The sequence below is a fragment of the Candidatus Neomarinimicrobiota bacterium genome (assembly GCA_012964825.1).
In the GTDB taxonomy this organism is placed as follows: Bacteria; Fidelibacterota; Marinisomatia; order Marinisomatales; family S15-B10; genus UBA2125.
This window is the reverse complement of record DTTI01000042.1, coordinates 20503-42987: the sequence shown is the minus strand read 5'-3', so window position 1 is coordinate 42987 and position 22485 is coordinate 20503. Positions and strand designations below refer to the sequence as shown.

The 22485-nt window shown below is 44.3% G+C and carries 17 protein-coding genes and 1 tRNA gene; 3 read left to right on the top strand and 15 right to left on the bottom strand.

Translation table 11 applies throughout. The features are described from left to right. Window positions 1–8: 8 nt before the first annotated feature. The 15 genes from EYO21_04615 to EYO21_04545 form a co-directional block, all read right to left on the bottom strand. The gene (locus EYO21_04615; GenBank protein ID HIB03092.1) at window positions 9–602 is read right to left on the bottom strand and encodes a heme-copper oxidase subunit III; all 594 of its coding nucleotides are present in this window, start codon (window positions 600–602) and stop codon (window positions 9–11) included. Between the two features lie 4 nt (window positions 603–606). Beyond that, the gene (locus EYO21_04610; GenBank protein ID HIB03091.1) at window positions 607–2244 is read right to left on the bottom strand and encodes a cytochrome C oxidase subunit I; all 1638 of its coding nucleotides are present in this window, start codon (window positions 2242–2244) and stop codon (window positions 607–609) included. Window positions 2245–2390: 146 nt separating this feature from the next. Next, window positions 2391–3116 (bottom strand): hypothetical protein, encoded by a 726-nt coding sequence (locus EYO21_04605; GenBank protein HIB03090.1) that lies wholly within the window; start codon window positions 3114–3116, stop codon window positions 2391–2393. A gap of 39 nt (window positions 3117–3155) precedes the next feature. After that, complete coding sequence (locus tag EYO21_04600; protein ID HIB03089.1) at window positions 3156–6140, bottom strand: c-type cytochrome; 2985 nt, start codon at window positions 6138–6140, stop codon at window positions 3156–3158. A 9-nt stretch (window positions 6141–6149) separates the two neighbouring features. Beyond that, window positions 6150–7097 (bottom strand): cytochrome C, encoded by a 948-nt coding sequence (locus tag EYO21_04595; protein ID HIB03088.1) that lies wholly within the window; start codon window positions 7095–7097, stop codon window positions 6150–6152. Between the two features lie 191 nt (window positions 7098–7288). Beyond that, entirely contained in the window at window positions 7289–8074 is a 786-nt protein-coding gene (locus EYO21_04590) for a DUF4405 domain-containing protein (protein HIB03087.1), read from the bottom strand. A 38-nt stretch (window positions 8075–8112) separates the two neighbouring features. Beyond that, entirely contained in the window at window positions 8113–8517 is a 405-nt protein-coding gene (locus EYO21_04585; GenBank protein HIB03086.1) for a ubiquinol-cytochrome c reductase iron-sulfur subunit, read from the bottom strand. Window positions 8518–8685: 168 nt separating this feature from the next. Beyond that, window positions 8686–9528 (bottom strand): HEAT repeat domain-containing protein, encoded by an 843-nt coding sequence (locus EYO21_04580; protein HIB03085.1) that lies wholly within the window; start codon window positions 9526–9528, stop codon window positions 8686–8688. A gap of 179 nt (window positions 9529–9707) precedes the next feature. Continuing rightward, window positions 9708–9791 (bottom strand) — tRNA-Leu (locus EYO21_04575). 14 nt (window positions 9792–9805) lie between these two features. Next, the gene (gene secA, locus EYO21_04570; GenBank protein ID HIB03084.1) at window positions 9806–12823 is read right to left on the bottom strand and encodes a preprotein translocase subunit SecA; all 3018 of its coding nucleotides are present in this window, start codon (window positions 12821–12823) and stop codon (window positions 9806–9808) included. Between the two features lie 43 nt (window positions 12824–12866). After that, complete coding sequence (gene nusB / locus EYO21_04565; GenBank protein HIB03083.1) at window positions 12867–13301, bottom strand: transcription antitermination factor NusB; 435 nt, start codon at window positions 13299–13301, stop codon at window positions 12867–12869. Then, the gene (locus EYO21_04560) at window positions 13301–14341 is read right to left on the bottom strand and encodes a branched-chain amino acid aminotransferase (GenBank protein HIB03082.1); all 1041 of its coding nucleotides are present in this window, start codon (window positions 14339–14341) and stop codon (window positions 13301–13303) included. Before EYO21_04560 ends, nusB begins: the two co-directional genes overlap by 1 nt. Beyond that, on the bottom strand, window positions 14338–15483 hold the full coding sequence (locus EYO21_04555) for an acyl-CoA dehydrogenase (GenBank protein HIB03081.1): 1146 nt from the start codon (window positions 15481–15483) through the stop codon (window positions 14338–14340). Before EYO21_04555 ends, EYO21_04560 begins: the two co-directional genes overlap by 4 nt. Window position 15484: 1 nt before the next feature. Continuing rightward, on the bottom strand, window positions 15485–16672 hold the full coding sequence (locus EYO21_04550) for a thiolase family protein (protein HIB03080.1): 1188 nt from the start codon (window positions 16670–16672) through the stop codon (window positions 15485–15487). Continuing rightward, window positions 16662–17810: a PhoH family protein gene (locus EYO21_04545; protein ID HIB03079.1), complete on the bottom strand. Its 1149-nt coding sequence runs from the start codon at window positions 17808–17810 to the stop codon at window positions 16662–16664. Before EYO21_04545 ends, EYO21_04550 begins: the two co-directional genes overlap by 11 nt. On the opposite strand from EYO21_04545, the gene EYO21_04540 reads away from it, so the two are divergent. From EYO21_04540 to EYO21_04530, 3 genes are all read left to right on the top strand, one after another. Continuing rightward, complete coding sequence (locus tag EYO21_04540; protein HIB03078.1) at window positions 17809–18381, top strand: DUF2953 domain-containing protein; 573 nt, start codon at window positions 17809–17811, stop codon at window positions 18379–18381. The genes EYO21_04545 and EYO21_04540 overlap by 2 nt on opposite strands. An 11-nt stretch (window positions 18382–18392) precedes the next feature. Further along, the gene (locus EYO21_04535; GenBank protein ID HIB03077.1) at window positions 18393–18794 is read left to right on the top strand and encodes a sporulation protein; all 402 of its coding nucleotides are present in this window, start codon (window positions 18393–18395) and stop codon (window positions 18792–18794) included. Between the two features lie 115 nt (window positions 18795–18909). Further along, entirely contained in the window at window positions 18910–22194 is a 3285-nt protein-coding gene (locus EYO21_04530) for a CPBP family intramembrane metalloprotease (protein ID HIB03076.1), read from the top strand. Window positions 22195–22485 lie beyond the last annotated feature (291 nt).

Genomic DNA, 22485 nt, shown 5'->3' with positions numbered 1-22485 from the left:
ACCTCACCTTATAAGAGATAGATTGTAGGAAAAAGAAAAATCCATACAATGTCAACAAAATGCCAGTAAAGACCAGCAATCTCAATGCGGTTAGTAAACTGCTCCGGGGCTGTCTCCCACATTTTGGCACCTGGGCCCCAGAAATAAGCGTTAACAATGAGGCCTCCAACCACGTGGAGAGCATGAAGACCCGTCAACACAAAGTAGGTAGCATAAAAATTATGGGTACTTGGTATATGATGATGTTCAATTTTTGGCATATACTCAAACATAATCTTTACAACCAGAAAAGTCAGTCCAAGAAGTATGGTGAGACCCATGTAAAGTCTATATTTCTTGAAGTCGTCCATTCTAAGGGAAGCCCACGCCATCACCACAGTTACACTTGAAACAATAAGTACCATTGTATTGAAAGTACCTATAGGAACACTGAGTTCCTCCGATCCCACAAACCAAGTAGTGGCTCCAGTCCGCAAAAGAATGTATGATGAGAACAATGCACCAAATAGCATCACTTCTGATGCCAGGAAAAGCCATATACCGATCTTGGCGTTGTAAAGTCCTGTATCTGGTCGAGCCTTGACAGTGTACGGAATCTGCATCAGTCTAACCCTTTACAGCTTCATGTTGTGGAGTAAAGTCACGATTTTGACCGTTAGCTCCATCCGTGTTGTACTCATAAGGTCCACGGTAGACATCCGGTACTTTCTCAAAGTTGACATGAGGCAGCGGTGGAGATGGCGCAGCAGCCCATTCCAATGTGGTAGCGTCCCATGCATTGCTGGAGACTTTCTCACCCTTAGCAAGACTGATAAACAGATTCGCAATAAAGAAAAACTGGAATAACCCTAGCCCCAATGCTGCCATGGTCATGAATTCATTCCATTGGAGAACAGGTTGAGCATGTAGATAAGTGGTTCCACCATCATACAATCGTCTTGAGACACCAGCCAGACCTTGGATGAACATGGGACTGAAAACTCCATTCATACAGATGAAAGAACCATAGAAGTGGATCTTGCCGAGTCCTTCGTTCATCCGTTTTCCAGTTACCTTTGGGAACCAGTAATAAATTCCGGCAAAGAGAGCAAAGATGGTTCCCGGTGCTACAACATAATGGAAATGGCCAATAACATAATATGTATCATGAAGATGAATATCGGCTGAAGCTAATCCCAAAGGGAGACCCGTCAGTCCGCCTATCCCAAACATGGGCAGAAACCCCAGGGCAAACAACATGGGTGTGTTAAACCTGATGGAACCGCCCCAGAGTGAAATGAAAAATGCCGACAGAATAATGATAGAGGGGATGGAGATAATCATGGTAGTCGTCTGAAAGAATGCAGCCATGGTAGTTCCCATTCCTGTGAGAAACATGTGATGGGCCCAGACAACAAATGACATAAAGCCGAGGAAAATCAACGAATAGACCATGGAACGATAACCCCAAAGAGGCTTCCTGGTGTTATTTGCGAGCACCTCTGCCACTATCCCCATGGCTGGGAGAACCAGAACATAAACCTCGGGATGAGCAAGAAACCAGAAAAGATGTTGCCATAAAAGAGGGCTTCCACCTCCTGCTACATTCAGCACTTCAGTCCCCACGTAGAGCCCCGATGGAAGGAAAAAACTTGTACCAGCCAATCTATCCATCAATTGAAAAACTGCCGCTACCTCCAAAGGAGGGAATGCAAGCAGGAGTAAAAATGCTGTAACAAACTGAGTCCAGACAAAAAAGGGCAGTCTCATCCAAGTAAGACCTTTTGTACGCAACTGGATGACAGTTGCAATAAAATTAACCGAACCTAAAAGGGATGATGTGATCAGAAATATCATGCCAAAGAGCCAGATGGTTTCTCCAGTTTCAGCAATGATCGAAAGGGGTGCATACATAGTCCAGCCGGAGCTCGCAGTGCCCTGAGGCATGAAAAAACTGGCCAGCATGAGTACACCACCCACAAAAAATGACCAATAGCTGGCCATATTAATTTTCGGAAAAGCCATGTCAGGAGCACCAATCTGAAGAGGTAGAACATAGTTACCGAATCCACCCACAGCCAAAGGCACCACACCAAGAAACACCATGATCGTTCCGTGCATAGCACCAAATGAGTTATACCCATCGGGGGTCAGCATTCCCTCTTCAGAAAGAAGTTTGCCAACAATAGGAACAACTTCGCTGGGGTAAGCCAGATTCCATCTCATTATCAACATCAAGCAGAATCCAAACAAAAGGAAAAACATAGCCGTGATAGCGTACTGTAGACCGATTACTTTATGATCAACAGAAAATATATATTTCCGCCAGAAAGGCTCGTGGTGATGATGCTCTGCCACTACACTCTCCTAATCATTAGATCAAATATATTTTAAACACAAATTATTTCAGATTATTCTTTTTTTGGTGGACGCTTAAGAACAAAGTCAGCTGTAGCATCTCCATCAGCCTGAACTGTAACCGTAACGGTCTTCGCTGGTAATCGCTCATGCCAAGCTTCGACAGTATACGTGCCGGGAGGCAAATTTTCTATTTCAAAATTGCCATTTTCATCAGTTACTGAAAAGAAAGGATGATCGAGGACACCAATAAAGGCTCCCATCCATGGATGAACATCACACTTCACTCTTACCATGATTTCGGCTTCATCAAATTTCTTCGTGACTTTCTTACGAGCGCCTGGCATAGCCTCATTAAAAGCAACATTATTTTTTTTCTTGGGCATCGCATGAACATTGTGGAGGGTACCGTCACTATTCAATATCTCTATTTTCTGTCCAACTTGAACACCGAGAATGTGTGGTTTGTAAACACAACCGTTCTGATCGATGGTTGCTACCTTTTCAGGAGCGGCGAATTTTTTGTCGCCAAGCCCTTCTTTCACGTAGACAAAAACGTTCTTTAACTCTCCTTCACTGCCAGCCAGAAGCCATTCTAAACGAGCTGGGCCTTCAGCGTGTTTACCGTCACAAATTGGATCAGCGGCCATCTTGATTGGCTTCATCCTTGGTACTTTACCTTCATACTTTACTGTACCCTTTATGCCACCAGCAGTGAGAATGCTGGAAAATATAAGCCCTGTTGTCAAAATAAATGTTGCTCTTGACCGATAACTCATGAGAGTATCCTCCTTCTTAATTAGAACAATTAAGTGGCTTTAATTTTGCCACTCTTCTTCGTCTTCCCACTCCTCATCATCCCAATCATCAATTTCCTCTAAGTCCTCAAGGAAATCGTAACCATTTTTGCTGAAGAAAGTTGCTATTTCAGACGAAATATCAACCTTTCCAGGAATAGCATAAACATAATCTGTAAGTCCTCTAAGCATGGCCTCATCATCGCCAGAAAGTTTCATTATCTCTGTCCCAAATATTTCTGAAGCATCGGATGAAGTTAATTCCTCAGGCGCCGGGATATATGGCTTCGGCATTTTTGTGCCTGGCATAATTTTTTGAGGATCACGTAACCATTCCATAACCCAGTCAGGTCTTAAACGTTCTTTGGTTAGCGCCATATTTGGAGCCCATGTTTGAGGAGTCTGAAGAGGTTGGGTAGTGCCATAATAATGGCAATTGTTACAAGCACCCATTTCGTGGAGCTTTATACCAGCGCGGTAGCCAACATTGTTTTTTTGAGGTGTATAATCACCTTCATATGGTGTGGTCTGCCCATCCCAATATTGAAAATACTTGATTAGGTTGTTCCATTTTTCATCCCCAAGCTCGAATGAAGGCATGCGAACCAGAAGATTCGGCCTTATTGTTGTAGGGTTATCAAAAAAGGAAAGAAGCCAACCAGGCTGAACTTTTTCGCCTTCCGTATTTAAGTTCGGCGGTCCGTATTCCATGGCAACAAAATTGGATAGAATATCTCCACCCCGTTCTTCAATGATATGACATCCTTGACAATTGTTGTTCCTAACCACCCACTGCCCAGCTTCAACAAATGTTTTGTGGGCTGAATTAGGTTTTTTCTTGGTATCATCTTTATTCAATGCCAAAATAACAGTTACGATTCTTTCGATTTCTTCATCACTTAATCCATAGTCTGGCATCCTTAATCCGTTATAAGGTCCTACCACCTTATTTTTATCGAAGCTTTTGGGATCCTTTACTTTTTGAGTAAACCAGTTGATCTTAGAATGCGGAATGTCCAAATAACCAAAATCCAGCTTATTTAACGGTTTGCTACCTTCGCCATCAAGAGCTACCCCAATACGTTTAGCATCTTCAAAACCAGGAATAAGATGACATCCAGTACATCCATAGTGCTGAATAAGCTTCGAACCATTGTATTCAAGCTTTTCAACCATGTCCATGGAAGCCAATTCAGACCGAGCAACTTTGTCAGAATTCATTTTAGACAAAAACTGGAAAGCTATATCTGATTGCATCTTCTCATCAAAAGAAGGGATTGATGAAGACATAAACTCATCTTCCGAAAGACTAAATAAATAACTTGCCAAATCTGTTGCTTCAACATCCGAAAGTCTAAGGTTTGGCATCCGGCTCTCAGGATGATAGTCTTTAGGATTTTTTAACCAACTATATAGCCATTTTTGTGTGGTCTTTGAACCAAGGCCAATAAGATTCGGCCCATGTTCCTGCCGAAGTGAAGCCAGGGTATAAGGATTATTATCAGGTTCATCCTGAATTTTATGACAACCTTCACATCCGAGATTATTAAATAAGTATTCACCACGGTCCGTATTACCCATTCTTGGCAAAGATGTAAGCGAGAAATTTTCACTGCGACTAAATAAATAGCTTACTATAGCATGTACTTCCTGGCTTGATCTTAATTTTTCCTCATCATCGTTTTCATCTTTTATGTCAAAAAAGTGTGGCATCCAGGTATTGTGCCTGAAACTACGCGGATTTTGGACCCAGCGGTAAGTCCAATCTTTTGTTGTTTTGGAAGAAATATAAGTCAGATTGGGACCCACTCTTTGTGCATAGGTCTCATCGTACCTTTCAATATAATGACAGCTGTTGCAAGACGTCTTTTCAAACAGTGCTAAGCCCATATTCAAATCATCAGCTCCACGAATGAAAGGTTGGTCTACATGGCACTTTAAGCATCCTGCTTCAGTGTATTGGGCCGGATACATTGGAGTGTCCCAGTGATGCATTTCATGCCAGTCATATTTTTCAACCCATTCTTCTTCTTGCTCGTGAGAGCTGGGAGAATGAGATGCTGTGGTAAAATCAGTTCCTCTTCCCCGTCCTGCATGGCAACTGGTACACCCGTATTCTTCAATAGGATGCGGAGAAGAACTTGTTAGGAATAGGTCCAGATTGGGATGAGTTGTGTATGGCTGAGGTACATCTTCAAAACCTGCTTGGTCAATGCCCAAGTGACATGTGGTACATCTGTCAACTTTTGGCATTCTCATAAAATTCAATTCATCCCTGAGCTCAGGAAGAATTATCTGTTTTATCTTTATGTACGGATTTAAAAAATCGATTACGGGCAGGTCGCGCACAGCTGCGGCAACACGATTTGAAATCGTCATGGCACTCGGATCAATATTTCGCAGCTTTCTTTCAAAAAGATCGGCCTGCCGTGAGAACTTCCCGATCTCATCCATGGCATCATCAGCCTGTTTCCTCAATTCATCAATCTCAGCAGACTTAGAAGAAAGGGATGCTGAAGCCTCTTGAACTATCAAATTCTTTTGGGAAACATCAGCCTCAAGTTCATCTAGCTGGCGTTTCAAATTGTCTACTTTTCCATTGCCTCTGGTTACAGCATCTTCATAACGGTAACGTGTGGCATCATAGTCTGACTTTATAAACGATAATTCTTGCTCTGCTTTATAATTGACCGCCTGCAATTTTCTTTCTTGTTTCCCCAATACAGACAAGTCTTCTTTCCTTGAATCAAGGCTACTCTTAGCAAGCTCCAATTCGGCTTCCGCATTTTGATATTCTTCTAACTCTTGAATTCGCTCTCTTTCCGCTGAAAGTAAGTTTTGTGTTTGATCAGATTCCAGTTTTCTGAATTCACGCTGATAATATTTCCAGTTTCTATCATAATCATCTATAAAGGTCCAAACAATGAGGACAAAGAAAAATATACTGGAAATGGCAAAAAGCCGGTTCAGACTGAAAATGTTATAATGTCTCTCTTGCTTATCCATTCCGGTATATCAGATATTGAAGAAAAACTCAGGAATAGCTATTATGTACTTAAGATTAAAAATCCATCGCAAGTACATTTTTATAGGTAGAGACAACATGCTCAAAACAAGAAAAACAAATACACCAAAGCTAAAACTTCCCAGTTTCTCATAGATTCGCTTGAAGATAGTTTTTGCAAATAAAGGAGGGAGAATCAGTAAATATCCAACAACCAGTAGAATACCAAAAATTTCTCTAAGTAGAATATTTTGAGGTAATCCAGTATTAAGGTATTTGATATAAATGATCTCTGAAAGATTGATATTAGTCAAAGGCTCAAGTTTATGCAAATCCCAATATTCAAATGGCCCGAAGAAATTCCAATTTGGGCCTCTTAAGAAAGTTCCGATAACAATCAACATTACCCAGAGAATGATCCAGCCAAATATATATATCGAAATGGCGAATCTTCTATTCTTGAACTGGAAAAAACCAGAACCTTCCGGATTCCTATCCAGATAAGGAATTGCCATTAAGCCAACAACAATTATGGTTGGGTAAACAACACCAGCAAGCCAGGGATCAAAATAGACTAACATCTCCTGAAGCCCAAGGAAGTACCAAGGTGCTTTGGAAGGATTCGGTGTAGAAGCCGGATTGGCCGGTTCTTCAAGGGGAGCATCTAATCCAATGGACCAAACCAGCAATAGACAGGTACATAAGATGAGGCAAATGAATTCAACATAGACAAGGTCAGGCCAAACCAAAACTTTGTCTTCAGGATCATTGTATTCATTTGGTTTATTTCCAGACTGAAGTTGAGCATCATTATCCACAGCCTGTTTCATACTCACCCAAAGAAAGAAATAAACCAGAAAAATAAGGCCTACAATGGGAACATTGTCTGGTTTGAAAACAATAAGACGAAAATCACTGTCTTCCAGGCCCACCAAGAAAAACAAAACCAGGCCCGTCATTACTACGACCAGCCCCCCATTTGACCAGAGCAAATTAAATTTCAACCGCTTGTTCCATTTGTCAAACCAATCATTTACAGGAAAGAAGAATGGAAAGCTGAACATAGCAAATGTGAGCATCAGCGTAGGTCGAGTAATAAAATTGATTAAATCCTTAAAACTATCCATTTGAGTTGCTCTTATTATCGGGACTAAGTGGGCCCCGAGATTCCGCCATCCTTTCTAACTCTCCAGAAGTGAACGGCCATAAGAATCATCACTATGAAAGGAAGACCTATACAGTGCAGAACATAAAACCTCAATAAAGCTGCTTCTCCCACGAACCGTCCGCCGAGCAAAGCAAACTTTGCATCAGCGCCCATGTTTACAAAATTGATGTCACCAATGGACAATAATGATGCACCTGGACCTTCATGTCCAAGGAAAGGAGCAGCTCTTGCCATATTGGAACCAACAGTAATTGCCCACATGGCTAACTGATCCCAAGGCAAAAGATAACCAGTAAAACTTAAAAGGAGTGTAAGAACAAGAAGAATTACCCCAATAGACCAATTGAATTCTCTGGGAGGTTTATAGGATCCCGTCATAAAAACACGGAACATGTGCAGCCATACAGTAATAACCATAGCATGAGCCCCCCAACGGTGAATCTCCCGCATGATGCCGAGAGGCACCTGCTCCCCAAGATCGATCATATCCGTATATGCATACTCTACAGTAGGCCGATAATAAAACATAAGAAGTATGCCAGATATGGTCAAAACCAGAAACAAGAAAAATGTAAGACCTCCCATGCACCATGTGAATTTCAGTTTAACCGCATGTCTGGGTAATCTGACCGGATGAAGATGCAAAAAAACACTATTAAGGACAGACATCATCCTTTGCCTGCGAGTTCTGGGGACACCAGATCGGATAATAGATTTCCATACCTGGGAATCTCCGAACCGTTCAAATATGTTCTTTTTATCGCTCATGAGACAGTTTTTAGTCACTCCTTTTCATGTTAACTATTTTATACAACCAAGAATGACTCAGAGTCCGACCATTGTCCTTTTTCATACTGAAATTTTCTATTTTTATCAATAAGGATCTGTCCATCATCCGCTAGAACAATCCTATAACGCTCGAGAGGCCGGGGAGCAGGCCCTTCAAAATTTATTCCCGACTTTCGGAAGCCGCTACCATGGCATGGGCATTTGAATTTGTTTTCATTTTCCAACCAATTGGGTGTACAGCCAAGATGAGTGCAGGTGGTGGAGAGAGCATAAATATATTCTGTACTCCTAATAATCCATGTTGCGAATTTTTCCTGCCATCGTATATCTACTAAGCCAATTTCATAATCCTCAGGAAAGCCTATTTTGAATGTCTGTGGAGGTTCAAAAAGTACATTGGGAAAGAAAATTCTCAACACCATAGTAAAGAATCCGCCTGTTGCAGCAGCAAAAGCTACCCAAGCTATAGCAAGCCAAGAAATAAATGAACGCCGCTGTACTTTTTCCTTAATAGATCCTTCGCCAACAGATGCTACGGGTTGTTTTTCTTTAATTTTTTCCTTTAGTACTTCTTCCGTCACAAGTCTCTCCTACAATTTCAGTGCCTTTTTTGCCAAATCTCGAAGCTTCAAGTTTTCATCAGTATCGCTGAGAACTCTCAAAACTTCATCAATTTCGGAATCATCCAGCATAGCGGCAGCCTGAATTGCAACCATCATAGCTTGCTCACTTTCGTATCGATCAACCCCTTCAAATCTTGCCAGGTAAGACCTGTCAAGAAGGTTTAACAATACAGTGCGGCCAGATGGATCACCATGTTTTGCCAGGGACACAGCGGCATTCCACCGTACGTTGGGCTCAGGATCAGATAGGAGAGACCGGAGACCCGTGAAGGAATCATCCGCACTCATCGCACCAAGTGCAATAGCCGCCCGATTCCTCACCAAGGCGGATGGGTGATCAGTTTGTTGAACAATAAGTTTGACATTTTCAATTTCGTTGTAATAACTGAGGGAATATATTGCATCAGCCACAACATCTTCATTGTATTCATTCAATGCATTTTGAATTGTTACTACAAAAGAAGGGTTGGCTGTCTGACCCATCGCTCGAATGAGATACTGCCGGACACGTGTATCCGGATCTCGCAATGCATATTCATAAGCTGAGTGCATTTCAGATACAAATCTATCTGAGATTTGCGGCATGTCGGGATTAGCCAACAATCTTGATAACTCAAAAGCAGATTGCCATCTTTTGGTAGCACTGCCGATCTTCACATCAGCCAGGTATTCTTCAGCACCCTTCGGCTCATATGTAAGAAGCCGCCACATGAAAAATATGAGAACTCCAAAAGCAGCAATTAGAAATGGTACAACAAAAAACGAGTGTACGATGACTCGCACTGTTGAATTTTTCTGTTCCGCTTCCATTATTCTAACTATGAAATTGCTGAGAATTCCTAAGAATCCAAGGAGACCAATTTACAATCCTGCCCAAGTTTCCGCCAAAGGGAATTCAATGATTTTGTGACAAAAACTTGGCTCACCAGCTAATTGTAGGCATTAAATGTTCTAATCAGAATTGGAACCAAGTCTAATGATAGAGAAAGTGCCGCGGGCGAGACTCGAACTCGCACCTCCAAGAGGAGACTAGCTCCTAAGGCTAGCGTGTCTACCAATTCCACCACCGCGGCTTAAATAGTCTCCATTATTTACCATGACACTTCTTATATTTTTTTCCGCTGCCGCAGGGACAAGGCTCATTCCTCCCAACCTTCTTACCCACGTGGACAGGTTCTGCCTTACCAGGTGTAGGTGCAGCATTTGGTTGACCATCCTGCCCATTTGTGGGCTGGGCAGCAAAACCCATGCCCACTGCCTCATCATGCTGGACTTTTACGGGCCCACTGGGCTTTCTTTGAGCAAGTGTAGGTGCCTCATCCATTCCGTGAAGTCGGGTTCTGTAAAGACGCTGGACAGTATTCTTGTTTACATCTCGTAAGAACTCCATGAACATGTCAAAACCCTCTGACTTGTACTCCAAAAGAGGATCTTTCTGACCGTAGGCGCGAAGGTTGATTCCTTCCCGAAGCTGATCCATGCTGTAAAGGTGGTCTTTCCACATTTCATCAATCGTTCGGAGGACAACATACCTCTCAAACCCACGCATGACCTCCACCGGAACAAAACTTTCCCGAACAGCATAGATATTTTCTGCTTTCTCAAGGATTTTTCCCTTCAACTGATCCGCTGATTCCAGAGACTTGAATTCATCATCCACTTCGATGGTAAATACGGAAGAGATATCGCTTTCAAATAAATCCCAATTCCAATCGTGACTTTCATCTCCAAATTCAGTTAAATGGTCCACCAACTCATCTGCAAACTCGCCTTGTATGGCGGTGATCTCATCGCGAATATCATCACCGTGAAGGGCCTCATTCCTTCGGGCATACACCACCTCGCGCTGCTGATTCATCACATCATCATACTCAAGAAGCCGCTTCCGGATAGAGAAGTTTCGGGCTTCCACCTTTTTTTGAGCACGCTCAATGGATCGTGTCACCATACCGGCAGTGATAACCTCACCCTCTTCGACACCAAGTTTGTCCATGATTGAGGCAATCCGCTCGCTGTTGAAAAGACGCATAAGATCATCTTCAAGACTGAGGTAAAAGACTGAAGAACCGGGATCTCCCTGACGCCCTGACCGTCCCCTAAGCTGCAGATCAATTCTGCGTGATTCGTGACGTTCTGTTCCAACGATATGGAGACCGCCTAATTCTACAACGCCTTCACCAAGTTTGATATCGGTGCCACGTCCCGCCATGTTTGTGGCAATTGTCACCGCTCCCCTATTCCCGGCCAACGTCACAATCTCTGCCTCGCGCTGATGCTGTTTAGCATTCAGAACATTGTGAGGAATTGCCTTCCTCTTTAGCATCCTGGAAAGAGTCTCTGATACCTCCACAGTAATGGTACCCACAAGCACAGGCTGGCCCCGCTGATGGCAGTCACCGATCTCATCCAGAACAGCGTTAAATTTTTCTCGCCTCGTCTTGTAAACGAGATCATCTCGGTCATCCCTCACAACCTTTTGGTCAGTTGGAATAACTGTTACATCCAGACCGTAAATGGAGTGAAGCTCTTCCGATTCTGTCTCAGCTGTTCCCGTCATACCAGCCAGTTTATTATATAGCCTGAAATAGTTCTGGATGGTGATGGTAGCGAGTGTCTGCGTCTCCCGCTCGATGGTCACATTTTCCTTGGCCTCTAATGCCTGGTGAAGGCCTTCACTGTAGCGTCGCCCCGCAAGGATACGTCCGGTGAACTCATCCACGATGAGCACTTTGCCATCCTGTACTACGTAGTCCACATCCTTCTCATATAAGGAATGGGCCCGAAGGAGCTGTGTTAAATTATGTATCTGTTCGCTCCGGGAGCTGTGTAAAAGGCGCGCCTCCTCAGCCGCCTCACCGCGCTGTTGTACGTCCAATGCAGAATTTGTATCAATATCGTGCAGTATTTCACCAAGATCAGGAATAACAAACATCTCCGGATTCTCCGGAGCCAAAGCTGTCCTGCCTTTTTCAGTAAGATCGATAACGTTACTTTTCTCATCGATAGAAAAATAAAGGTCTTCATCCACTTCATGGAGTCGCTTATCACGCATGTATTCTGACTCTACATCTAGTGCCAGCTTGCGTGTACCTTGTTCTTGAAAAACCTTTTGAAGCCGCCGATTCTTAGGCGCGCCCCTCGATGATTGCAACAGTTTGTAACCGGCATCACTCTCTTTCCCTTCCTCCAACAGTTGCTCCGCTTCACCAACCAGCGAATTAGCAAGGGAAGTCTGTTTCCTGATCAATCTTTGAATAAGGGGCTTAAGCTCTTTGTATTTTGAGTCAGTAGGATGATCTACAGCACCAGAAATAATTAGAGGTGTTCTTGCCTCATCTATGAGAATTGAATCGACCTCATCTATGATGGCATATGCGTGACCCCGCTGAACCTGTTCTTCCTGAGAAAGAGCCATGTTGTCCCGGAGATAGTCAAAACCGTATTCATTATTAGTACCATAGGTTATATCCCGCCGGTAAATCTCACGGCGTTCATCATTATTCATCTGGTTAAGCATAGAACCTACAGTAAGTCCTAACCTTTCATAAATCTTGCCCATCCATTCAGCATCCCGTTGAGCAAGGTAGTCGTTCACTGTAACGATATGAACGCCCCGGCCCGTGAGGGCGTTTAAGTATATTGGCATGGTGGCAACGAGTGTTTTTCCTTCTCCCGTTTTCATTTCAGCCACCTTCCCGGTGTGAAGGACTACAGCACCGATGAGCTGAACATCATACGGTACCATATCCCATGTGATGGACTGGCCAACCACTTTCCACTGCTCACCTGTGAGCCGGCGACATGTCTCCTTTACCATGGCAAAGGCTTCCGGGAGAATTTCTTCCAGAACAGCAACCTCCACTTCGTAAGCCATTTTATCCACCTCTTCCCTTGAGAGGTCTTGCTTCCTCGATTCATCGGCAGCCTGACTGCCAGCGGCACGGACCATCTCCTGGAATTCTCTGGTACGGGTAACCAGTTCCTCATCAGACTTTCCATCAAGGGTTTTGAAGATGGCGTTAATTTTTTCTACAATCGAGTAGAGACTTTTCACCTCTCGCTCAGACTTGGTGCCGAATACCTTTTTTAACAGTCCAGTTGCCATAAATCTTCAGGAAACTCCAATAAGTTTAAAAATTACCTTGATATTACTCACCGGGAACAGACAAATCTTCCAGTGAGTGATAAACTGAATCGAGAATACCATTCACGAAAGAACTGCTCTCATCGGTACTGTACTTTCTGGCTATTTCAACACCTTCCGTGATGGAAACTTTCGGCGGAATATCCTCAAAAAAGACCATTTCGGTCATCATCATCTGGAGCACGTGAAGGTCAATAATGGCCACACGACTGATTTCCCAGTTCTCTAATCGTTCTTCGATTTGCTTTCTAGTCCAATCTTTATGTTTCAAAGTGGTATTGAAAAGCCTCTCAATAAACTCTCTCGTTTCAGCATCGACGTTGTGACGACGCACCAAATCCTCAATTATTTTATTGGGAGAATCTTCGGTCATTTCGGCGGCATAGAGCCCTTGAAGAACCAATTCACGGGCAAAACGCCGCATCTTGACAAGAATCATTAATAAAGATCTAAGGGACGTAACCAATCAAAAACATCTTCACGACGTTCCAGCTGGATGTCCTTCAATATTTTCCGCAATTCCGCTGTTACCGCACCCATTTCAGTACCTATTTCAACTGAATCATCATCAGTGGTAATACGGCCAATGGGACAAATAACGACCGCCGTTCCAGCACAGAATACTTCGTCAGCGGTAAGGAAATCGTTCACGGTAACGTCAATCTCCTGAACATCGAGGCCCAAGATCTGCCGTGCAATCTGAATTGTTGAGTCACGAGTAACACCAGGTAAGAGTGAGCCACTAAGCTTCGGTGTCAGAAGGGTATCCCCCTTTAGAGCAAATACATTTGCCGAACCCAGTTCGTCCACAAAGCTTTCATCCTTAGAATTGAGATACATTACTTCGCTGAAGCCAAGCTTCTTTGCCAGTTCGAGTGGGTAGAGGGATGCGGCATAGTTCCCAATAGCTTTGGCAGAACCGGTGCCTTTTGGGGCAGCTCTATGGTAGAACTTAGTTACCTTAACATTCAGGCATGGAATCCCGCCCTGGAAGTAAGGCCCCACTGGAGAAACAAATATAATAAAAGTATAAGAAGGCGCCGCATGTACCCCAAGTACAGGACCGGTCCCCCAAACGATGGGACGAACATACAAACTTCCTTTTTTAAATGGTGGTATGTAGTCAGCATTATCCCTTACAGTCTGTTCTAAAGCCTCCAGAAACATTTTTTCAGGAATTGGGGGGATACACAGTCTTTCAGCTGATCCTTCCATTCTTCTTGCGTTCATTTCCGGGCGAAACAGAACAACACGTTTCTTGGCCGTCCTGAACACCTTCGTCCCTTCGAACACACCCTGACCGTAATTCAATACTCCGGCAGCCGGGGAAAGTTCTATGTTGCCAAACGGGACAAGAGCCCCTTCCTGCCATTTATGCCCTTCATCGCAGGTAGCCATATACATGCTTCTGGTTGGTGTGTGGCTGAAGGTGAGTTGGTCCCAATTAATCTGAGGTTCTAAGACATCAATATCCTTCATTCTGCCTCCAACATTGATCTTGCTATAACCAGTTTCAGTATTTCTGAAGTTCCCTCGTAAATCTGTGTAATCTTGGCATCCCGCATAAGTCTTTCCACACCGTACTCCTGCATATATCCGTAACCTCCAAATATCTGAACACATTCAGTAGCGGCCGACATTGCCACATCCGACGCATAATATTTCGCCATGGCCGCCTCTTTGGAAAAGGGCTTCTCTTCATCTTTAAGGGTGGCAGCGTAATGGGTTAGGAGCCTTGCGCTAGTTATTTCAGTGGCCATTTTGGCAATTTTCTCTTTTATGGCACCAAAGGTGCTGATCTTTGATCCGAACTGTTTTCTCTCACTGGCGTAATCGATGGAACTGTCTAGAGCCGCTTGTGCGATCCCAAGGGCCTGAGAGGCTATACCGATCCTTCCGCTGTCCAGAACGGACATGGCAATTCTGAATCCGTCCCCCTCTTCGGCAATCCTGTTTTCCTCCGGCACATGGCAATCGTCAAAATAGAGTTCACAGGTGTCTGAGCCCCGAATACCGAGTTTATTCTCTTTCTTCCCCGTGGAAAAACCGTCAATGCCCTTTTCAACAGCAAACACGGTGATCCCCTTATGGCCTAAACCTTTTTTCGTAACAGTAAAAACAAACACAATATTAGAGTTGATACCATTACTGACCCAGTTCTTGGTGCCATTGATGATGTATTTGTCTCCACTTTTTTCTGCGTAGGTGAGCAGATTAGATGCGTCAGATCCCGCTTGGGGTTCGCTGAGTGAAAAGGCGCCGAGCCATTCACCTGTGGCAAGAGTCCGGAGGTATTTATCTTTCAGGTCATCAGTACCGTATTTGTACAGAAGCGCACAAACAAGTGAATTGTTCACAGAAACAGGGACAGCAGCAGATGCGTCCACTTTTGCAATCTCTTCCAGAGCCAGGGAGTAGCTTAAAGTATCTAAGCCTGCTCCGCCCCACTCTTCCGGCACTATCATTCCCATAAACCCCATTTCACCCAGCATCTTAATCTGCTTGGATGGGAACTCCATTTTCTCATCCCGATCGATAACGCCCGGAGCCAAGTGTTCCTCGGCGAATTCCCTAGCTGTTTTCTGAATAAGGAGTTGTTCTTCAGAGTAGTTGAAATCCATTTCAGATAACCTCAACAATTAAGGCCGACGCTTCACCGCCACCAATACAGATGGCCGCCAGACCGCGCTTTGCCTTTTTTAAATTCATGGCGTGCAAAAGCGTCACCAGAATGCGAGCACCACTGGCACCAATGGGGTGGCCCAGCGCCACTGCCCCGCCGTTTACATTGACTATGTCATGGTTCAAGTCAAGTTCCTTCAAGGCTGCCATGGCGACATTTGCAAACGCTTCATTGATCTCAAAAAGATCGATATCACCCATCTCAAGACCGGCCTTTTTCAGCACCTTTTGAATAGCACCTACGGGTGCAGTGGTGAACCACTCCGGCTCCTGGGCCACCGAGGCTTGAGCTACAATTCGCGCAACCGGACTTACTTTCAGTTCAGAAGCTTTTTCCTCATTCATCACTATCATGGCAGCAGCACCGTCGTTTATCTTTGAAGCGTTGGCAGCTGTGACGGTTCCCTCTTTTCCGAATGCCGGTTTGAGCTTTGTTATTTTCCCAAAGTCGGCTCGGCCAGGCTCATCATCTAACGAAACTTCGGAAACATTCCCCTGCCGGTCTTTCACCTCCACCGGAACAATCTCATCAGCAAAATGGCCTTCAGCTTGAGCGCTTTGTGCCCGGGTGTAAGATTCTTTTGCGAAGGCATCCTGGTCCTCTCGGGAAAAGCTGTATTTTTCAGCACACATATCGGCACATTTACCCATGTGCCTGTCGTTGTAGACGTCCCACAGTCCGTCTTTAATCATGGAGTCCACAATATCACCGTGCCCGAGACGATAGCCGTCCCGCGCTTTCGGCAAAAGATAGGGTGCTTGCGTCATGGATTCCATACCGCCGGCCACGATGATACTGGCATCTCCCGTCTGTATGGCCTGTGACGCCAGCATTACAGCCTTCAAGCCCGAACCACACATCTTATTAATGGTGAGACACTCGACTGAATCAGGAAGTCCGGCGTAGATGGCTGCCTGGCGGGCGGGCGCCTGGCCAAGGCCTGCCTGGAGGACATTCCCCATAATCACTTCATCCACACTGTTTGGCACAACATCGGCTGCTTTAAGAGTACTTCGGATGGCGATGGCGCCCAGATGCTGAGCGGAAACAGTTGAGAGACTCCCTTGAAAGGCGCCGACGGGTGTCCGCTTAGGCCCGGCAAGCACAACCGACTCACTACTCCCCATTGTCATTATTATTGTAAGCTTTGATGATATCCTTTACCAATCTGTGCCGCACCACGTCCGACTCATCCAGATAAACAAAGCCGATGCCGTCAATCTTTTTCAGAATTTGTTCCGCCTGAAGCAACCCGGAATCGTTTTTGTCAGGAATGTCCATCTGCGTCTTGTCGCCCGTAATGATGGTTCTGGAGTTTGGCCCTAGCCGAGTGAGAAACATTTTCATCTGCATGGCGGAGCAATTTTGCGCTTCATCCAGGATAACGAAAGCGTTGTTCAACGTCCGGCCCCGCATGTAGGCCAGCGGGATCACCTCCACTGCTCTCTTGGAAAGAAGCGATTTCAGATTGACTGTTGGCAAGAGTTCGTTAAGAGCGTCATAAAGTGGCGTCAGATAAGGATCGATCTTTTCCTTTAAATCACCGGGTAAAAAACCGAGCCTCTCTCCCGCTTCCACTGCAGGCCTTGAAAGGATAATCCGCTTCACTCGGCGACTTTTGAAGGCAGCCACTGCAAACGCCACTGCAAGAAAGGTTTTTCCCGTACCGGCTGGGCCTATAGTGAAAACCATATCATCTTTTTGTACCGCGTCATAGAACAGCCTTTGGCCTTCAGACCGAGGCGTTACAGGTCCTTGCCGGGTGTGCAGAATGACAGGTTCTTCCGATTTTTGTTCAACGTGTTTGCCGTTGGAAATAACAGCCACAAGTGACTTCACATCATTGGCCGTGAGCTGATTTTTACTGCTGTACGTTTTCATCATTTCTGAGAGGGTTTCAGACGCCTGTGCAATCACAGATTTCTCCCCTTCAAGAATGATGGTAGAACCTCGTAAAATAATCTGACAAGGGTAAGATTCTTCGAGAATTTTAATATTCTCGTCAGCCACACCGGCGATACCAATGGGGTCTATATCTTTCAGGTCAATTTTCTTTTTCAAAAAATGAAAGGAGCCTCCGAAGAGGCCCCTCAGGCAAACTAATTTAGTTAAATGAGAAGTCGAATAATTCCTAACTCGAACCCATCTAAAATTATCTTGAAAAGCACGGATAAAAGTACAAACCGACCTTATCTCAGACAAGGTGATTGGAGCTCTTTTGTCTTTCCTTTGCCGGCTTTTTGCCTTTATTTTCCATTGAATCATGACACTCTTACTCTGGACTCTACTCATACTTTTTAGCTCTGTCCTTCTAGTACTCTCCTTGCGATGGAAAGTCTCTCTCTCTGGAAAACTCTACTATGACAAAAATGTGTTTGACTACTCTGTTCGCGCACTGCTGGGTGGCAGAAATCGAGGGGTTGGAGTGAATAGAGATTCAAAACGTTTTACCGTTTTTCTCGGGCGAGCCCACTCCCCGTTTTTCACTTTTTCGCTGGGAGATAAAAAGAAGACCAAAGCAAAACAAAAACCCAAACAAAAGAAGAAGCGATCAACAAATCTTTTGGGAATTATCTCCGCAACAAAGCGCTCAATCCAGTGGGGCAACCTTGAACTTAGAGGTGAGTTCGGCCTTAAGGACCCAAGCCAGACAGGTAAGCTTTTCGGCGGACTCATGGCTGTTGGGAACGGTCTTTTCCCTCACAGGTTTCAGCTGAACATTCAGCCAAATTTCGACCGTCAAATGGCCGATGTTAACTGTGATACCGCGTTTCAATTTCGCCCTACGGCGCTAGCCTGGCGCGTTGGGCAAGCTTATTTCAACATCAACCGATAGGAGGAAAGAATATGGCTGTTTCAGATTTGATAAAAAATGTAATGGATGAACTGGAAAGTGTCATGCAGACCAAAACGGTGGTGGGTGACCCCATCACCGCTGGGGACTACACGGTCATCCCCGTATCAAAAGTGAGCTTTGGTTTTGGTGCCGGTGGTGGCGGGTCAGAAAAGAACAAGAAAGGCACAACTGGTGAAGGGGTAGGAGGCGGCTGGAGCATTGAACCCTTGGCTTTTTTTGTGGTGGGTACTGAAGGCGCACGACTCTATTCATTAAAGCAGGAAGAGACGGTTATGGGTAAGCTCTTCGATCTTGCCCCAAAAGTCGCGGAAACAGTTAAAGATTATGTTGAACAGCGAGGCACCTCAGCTGGCTCGGCTAAGGCTGAATCGGAGGAAAGTTCGGATCATTAACCAAGCACCGGTGTGTCGGGATTAATATAATAGAGTTTTTATTTACTGACTGTATTTAGAATAATTATTTGGGGGAAATGTGATATTTCGTAAACCCGTTTTCTGGATTTCGGCCGTGCTACTGTTTATCGGCGGATTATTTTACAGCGTACAGGTTTTCCCTAAGGCCTTTACCATACTGAATTTGGATTTGAAAATGGATCGAGAAAGTGCTTTTAGTCAATCCAAAATGCTGGCTGAGAAAAATAATTGGGGCCCGGATAATTATAACCAGGTAGCATCATTTACCCATGACACAAGAACACAAAACTTTGTTGAACTGGATGCGGGAGGTGTCGAAAAAGTTTCTTCCTTAATGCAAGATGGTCTATACCATTTTTATACTTGGACAGTAAGGCACTACAGGGAACATGAACCAAATGAAACAAGAATTACCTTCACTCCCGCTGGTGATTTTTACGGTTTCAATGAGACACTGGGAGAAACAGAAAAAGGCGCCGCCCTGGGCACTGGGGAAGCAAGGAAAATCGCCGAAAATTTCCTTCATAATGGAATCGACATTCAGCTTTCCGAATACGAGGCCATAGAAACTTCGGAAGAGTTAATGCCCAGCGAACGGATTGATCACACTTTTGTTTATGAACGTAAAGAAGAACAGATTGGGGATGGGTTTTTTCGGTTAAGACTGGTTGTAAGCGGAGACAAAGTAACCGAACTGAAACACTTTATAAAAGTACCGGAAACATTTAGCAGACGCTTCGAGGAGATGCGTTCAGCAAACAATACGCTGGCAACATCCGCCAGCATGGCCATGTTTTTGCTCTATGGTTTTGGTGGCATTATTCTGGGTCTGTTTTTCATGATGCGCAAACGCTGGGTAATCTGGAAACAAGCGGTATACTGGGGATCTTTCGTTGCCGCATTCGGTACCTTAGGTGAGATCAATTTCTGGCCACTGATGTGGATGTCCTACCCAACAGCCCTATCAGAGCAAAGTTTTTTCCTACAAAATATATTTGCCATGGTCGCTAACACAATTTTTATGACTATTGTTTATTCTCTCTCTTTTATGGCAGCAGAAAGCTTGAGTAGAAGGGCATTCCCCCAACAGATTAATCTCTGGAAGATATGGTCAAAAGGTGCGACTAATTCCATCCAAGTTCTGGGCCGCACTGTAGGCGGCTACCTCATGATCGGCTTTGATCTTGCTTTCGTAATCAGTTTTTACCTGGTAACTAAAAAATTGTTTGGCTGGTGGGATCCTGCTTCTACACTGTTTGATCCTGATGTCATCGCCACTCCCTTCCCCTGGATATCATCGGTCAGTAGAGCATTGGGCGCAGGGTTCTGGGAAGAGTGTCTTTTCCGCGCCGTGCCCATCGCCGGGGCAGCGCTGATCGGGGACAGACTCGGTCGGCGCAAACCATGGATCATAATTGGTTTCGTTGTCCAGTCGCTGATCTTTGCCGCTGCACATGCCAATTATCCATCTCAACCAGCTTATGCACGACTGGTTGAATTGATCATACCATCTATCATTTTCGGTTTGTTGTACTTACAATTCGGTTTGCTGCCCGCAATCATTTCCCATTTCATGTACGATGCCGTACTCATGTCTTTACCTATTTTTACTTCTTCTGCGAGCGGCATGTGGTTTGATCAGCTGATGGTTTTTGTCCTCTGTCTTGTACCAGTGTGGATAATTCTCATGGGTCGCTGGAAAGACAAAAAATGGACTGAACTGGGCAACAACTTTTATAACAGTGCCTTCACTCCTGCACCAGAAAAGAAAACCAAAGAAAAAGTCCCTGCTGTTGATCTACCCGAATATGGTCCAAATAGTAAAAAGATTTTACTTCTTTTTGGTGCCCTGGGCATTATTGCAGTCATTGGGTTCAATCGCACACCCGATGCCCCAGGGCTGGAAGTTAATCGAAAAGAAGCAATTGCAATTGCGGAAAATCATCTGGTTGAAAATGGCATTCAGTTAGGGGATGAATGGAACAGGCTCACATCAGTCAGCCCTAGTGGGCCGGGGCAGCAAAACAGATTCATCTGGCAAACCGCAGGGGAAGATACGTATGGTGACTTAATGGGTAACTACATCGGTACACCCGGCATGGATATACGTTATGCAAAATTCGAAGGCGATTTAAATGAGCGCGCTGAAGAATACCGGGTTGCGTTGGATAATAAGGGTAAGCCATTGAGTATCACCCATAGACTGCCTGAGAATCAAGCTGGAAACGAACTAACGGAAGATGCGGCAAAAGATCTTGTATACGCAACGATTAATAAACATTATGATCTTACACCAGACGACATTGAATTCATTTCAGCTGAACCGTCTAAAAAACCAGCACGAATGGACTGGGAGTTTGTTTTCAAGGATATTGTCAACGCAAAATTACCCGAGGGTGATAAACGAATCCGCGTTACGATAAGTGGTGATGAAATAAGTAGCCATAGTACATTTGTTTTTGTTCCAGAAGAATGGGAACGCAAAGAAAAGGATCAACAAGCCGTATTAGGTGTTGCTTCCAATGCCATGTCCTTTTTACTGATTATTGTAGTTTTGGCAGCAGTTGTTTTAGGAATAATTCACTGGACCAGAAAAAAGATCACTACCAAGTTGGTGGTATATATATTGATTCCCCTCTTCATTTTACGGTTGGTGACTTTCATTAATCAGTTACCATCCATTGTTGCTGGCTTTTCCACAGCACAACCATATAATAATCAGTTAGGGGTACTGATTGCTGGCACGGTGGTTGGCGCCCTATTAATCTCAATGATTCCAGCGGTCTTGGCCGCGGTTGCCCATTATCAAATAAATAATAGTGCACAAAAATCACATGGCCCTGATTTAATCGAAGGAATTGCTATTGGAATCGGTCTGGCAGGTTTTTTTGCTTTTACAAATTCAATGCAGCCAAGCCTGAGTCCTCACTGGCCAGCTATATCGCAAGGAGCGGCAACCATTCCTCTTCTGGGGATTTATATCGACGCTTTAGGTAGTTTTATCACATCGGCAGCGTTCATGACCTTTGTCATTCTTTTTGTTACAGATAAAACAGCATCCTGGACCACCAGAAAAGGATTGTTCACTTTTATATTCATCCTATTGGGTCTAATGACTGCTGGTAGCAATGATGTATCTGGGATAGGTTCCTGGATTTTTAGCGGTCTATTAACTGGTGTTGTATTTTGTTGGCTATACAGTACAGTAATACGTTATAATACTGCGATCACAGTATACGCCGTCAGTGCCCTTGTTGTAACAGAACTCGGTGTCGGGATAATCCATGAACCTTTGCCCGGCGCAAGCGTGGGTTACGTGCTGGCAATATTAACAATAATTGGTGCCAACATTTATTGGTCTAAGTTAGTAGCAAAATAATAACTATAATTTCCCTGCCTCATTATTCTATCCAGCTGGCTTGGCTTTAAGTAAAGATACAGGTTAACTCTTTTAAGTTCGAATAATATTAGATCGAAGCAGACCGCTTAGCTAAAATAATCCTATCAAACTCTTGGGTTGGATCACAACAGTTTCTAAGTTTCGAAGCTATATAAACTTCAATTGATTCAAAGAACTTGGGAGTTCAAAATACTTACTTAGGAACCATCCAGGTTTTCTCTAGTTGATTCGCCTGGACATACCTCTGTTAGAATTTGTCACTTATGAAAA

Bases quoted from the DNA above. Each gene is read 5' to 3' on its own strand.
- EYO21_04615 (HIB03092.1), bottom strand. From the start codon at position 602: ATGCAGATTCCGTACACTGTCAAGGCTCGACCAGATACAGGACTTTAC.
- EYO21_04610 (HIB03091.1), bottom strand. From the start codon at position 2,244: ATGTTTTTCCTTTTGTTTGGATTCTGCTTGATGTTGATAATGAGATGG.
- EYO21_04605 (HIB03090.1), bottom strand. From the start codon at position 3,116: ATGAGTTATCGGTCAAGAGCAACATTTATTTTGACAACAGGGCTTATA.
- EYO21_04600 (HIB03089.1), bottom strand. From the start codon at position 6,140: ATGGATAAGCAAGAGAGACATTATAACATTTTCAGTCTGAACCGGCTT.
- EYO21_04595 (HIB03088.1), bottom strand. From the start codon at position 7,097: ATGACGGGCCTGGTTTTGTTTTTCTTGGTGGGCCTGGAAGACAGTGAT.
- EYO21_04590 (HIB03087.1), bottom strand. From the start codon at position 8,074: ATGAGCGATAAAAAGAACATATTTGAACGGTTCGGAGATTCCCAGGTA.
- EYO21_04585 (HIB03086.1), bottom strand. From the start codon at position 8,517: ATGGTGTTGAGAATTTTCTTTCCCAATGTACTTTTTGAACCTCCACAG.
- EYO21_04580 (HIB03085.1), bottom strand. From the start codon at position 9,528: ATGGAAGCGGAACAGAAAAATTCAACAGTGCGAGTCATCGTACACTCG.
- secA (HIB03084.1), bottom strand. From the start codon at position 12,823: ATGGCAACTGGACTGTTAAAAAAGGTATTCGGCACCAAGTCTGAGCGA.
- nusB (HIB03083.1), bottom strand. From the start codon at position 13,301: ATGATTCTTGTCAAGATGCGGCGTTTTGCCCGTGAATTGGTTCTTCAA.
- EYO21_04560 (HIB03082.1), bottom strand. From the start codon at position 14,341: ATGAAGGATATTGATGTCTTAGAACCTCAGATTAATTGGGACCAACTC.
- EYO21_04555 (HIB03081.1), bottom strand. From the start codon at position 15,483: ATGGATTTCAACTACTCTGAAGAACAACTCCTTATTCAGAAAACAGCT.
- EYO21_04550 (HIB03080.1), bottom strand. From the start codon at position 16,672: ATGGGGAGTAGTGAGTCGGTTGTGCTTGCCGGGCCTAAGCGGACACCC.
- EYO21_04540 (HIB03078.1), top strand. From the start codon at position 17,809: ATGACACTCTTACTCTGGACTCTACTCATACTTTTTAGCTCTGTCCTT.
- EYO21_04545 (HIB03079.1), bottom strand. From the start codon at position 17,810: ATGATTCAATGGAAAATAAAGGCAAAAAGCCGGCAAAGGAAAGACAAA.
- EYO21_04535 (HIB03077.1), top strand. From the start codon at position 18,393: ATGGCTGTTTCAGATTTGATAAAAAATGTAATGGATGAACTGGAAAGT.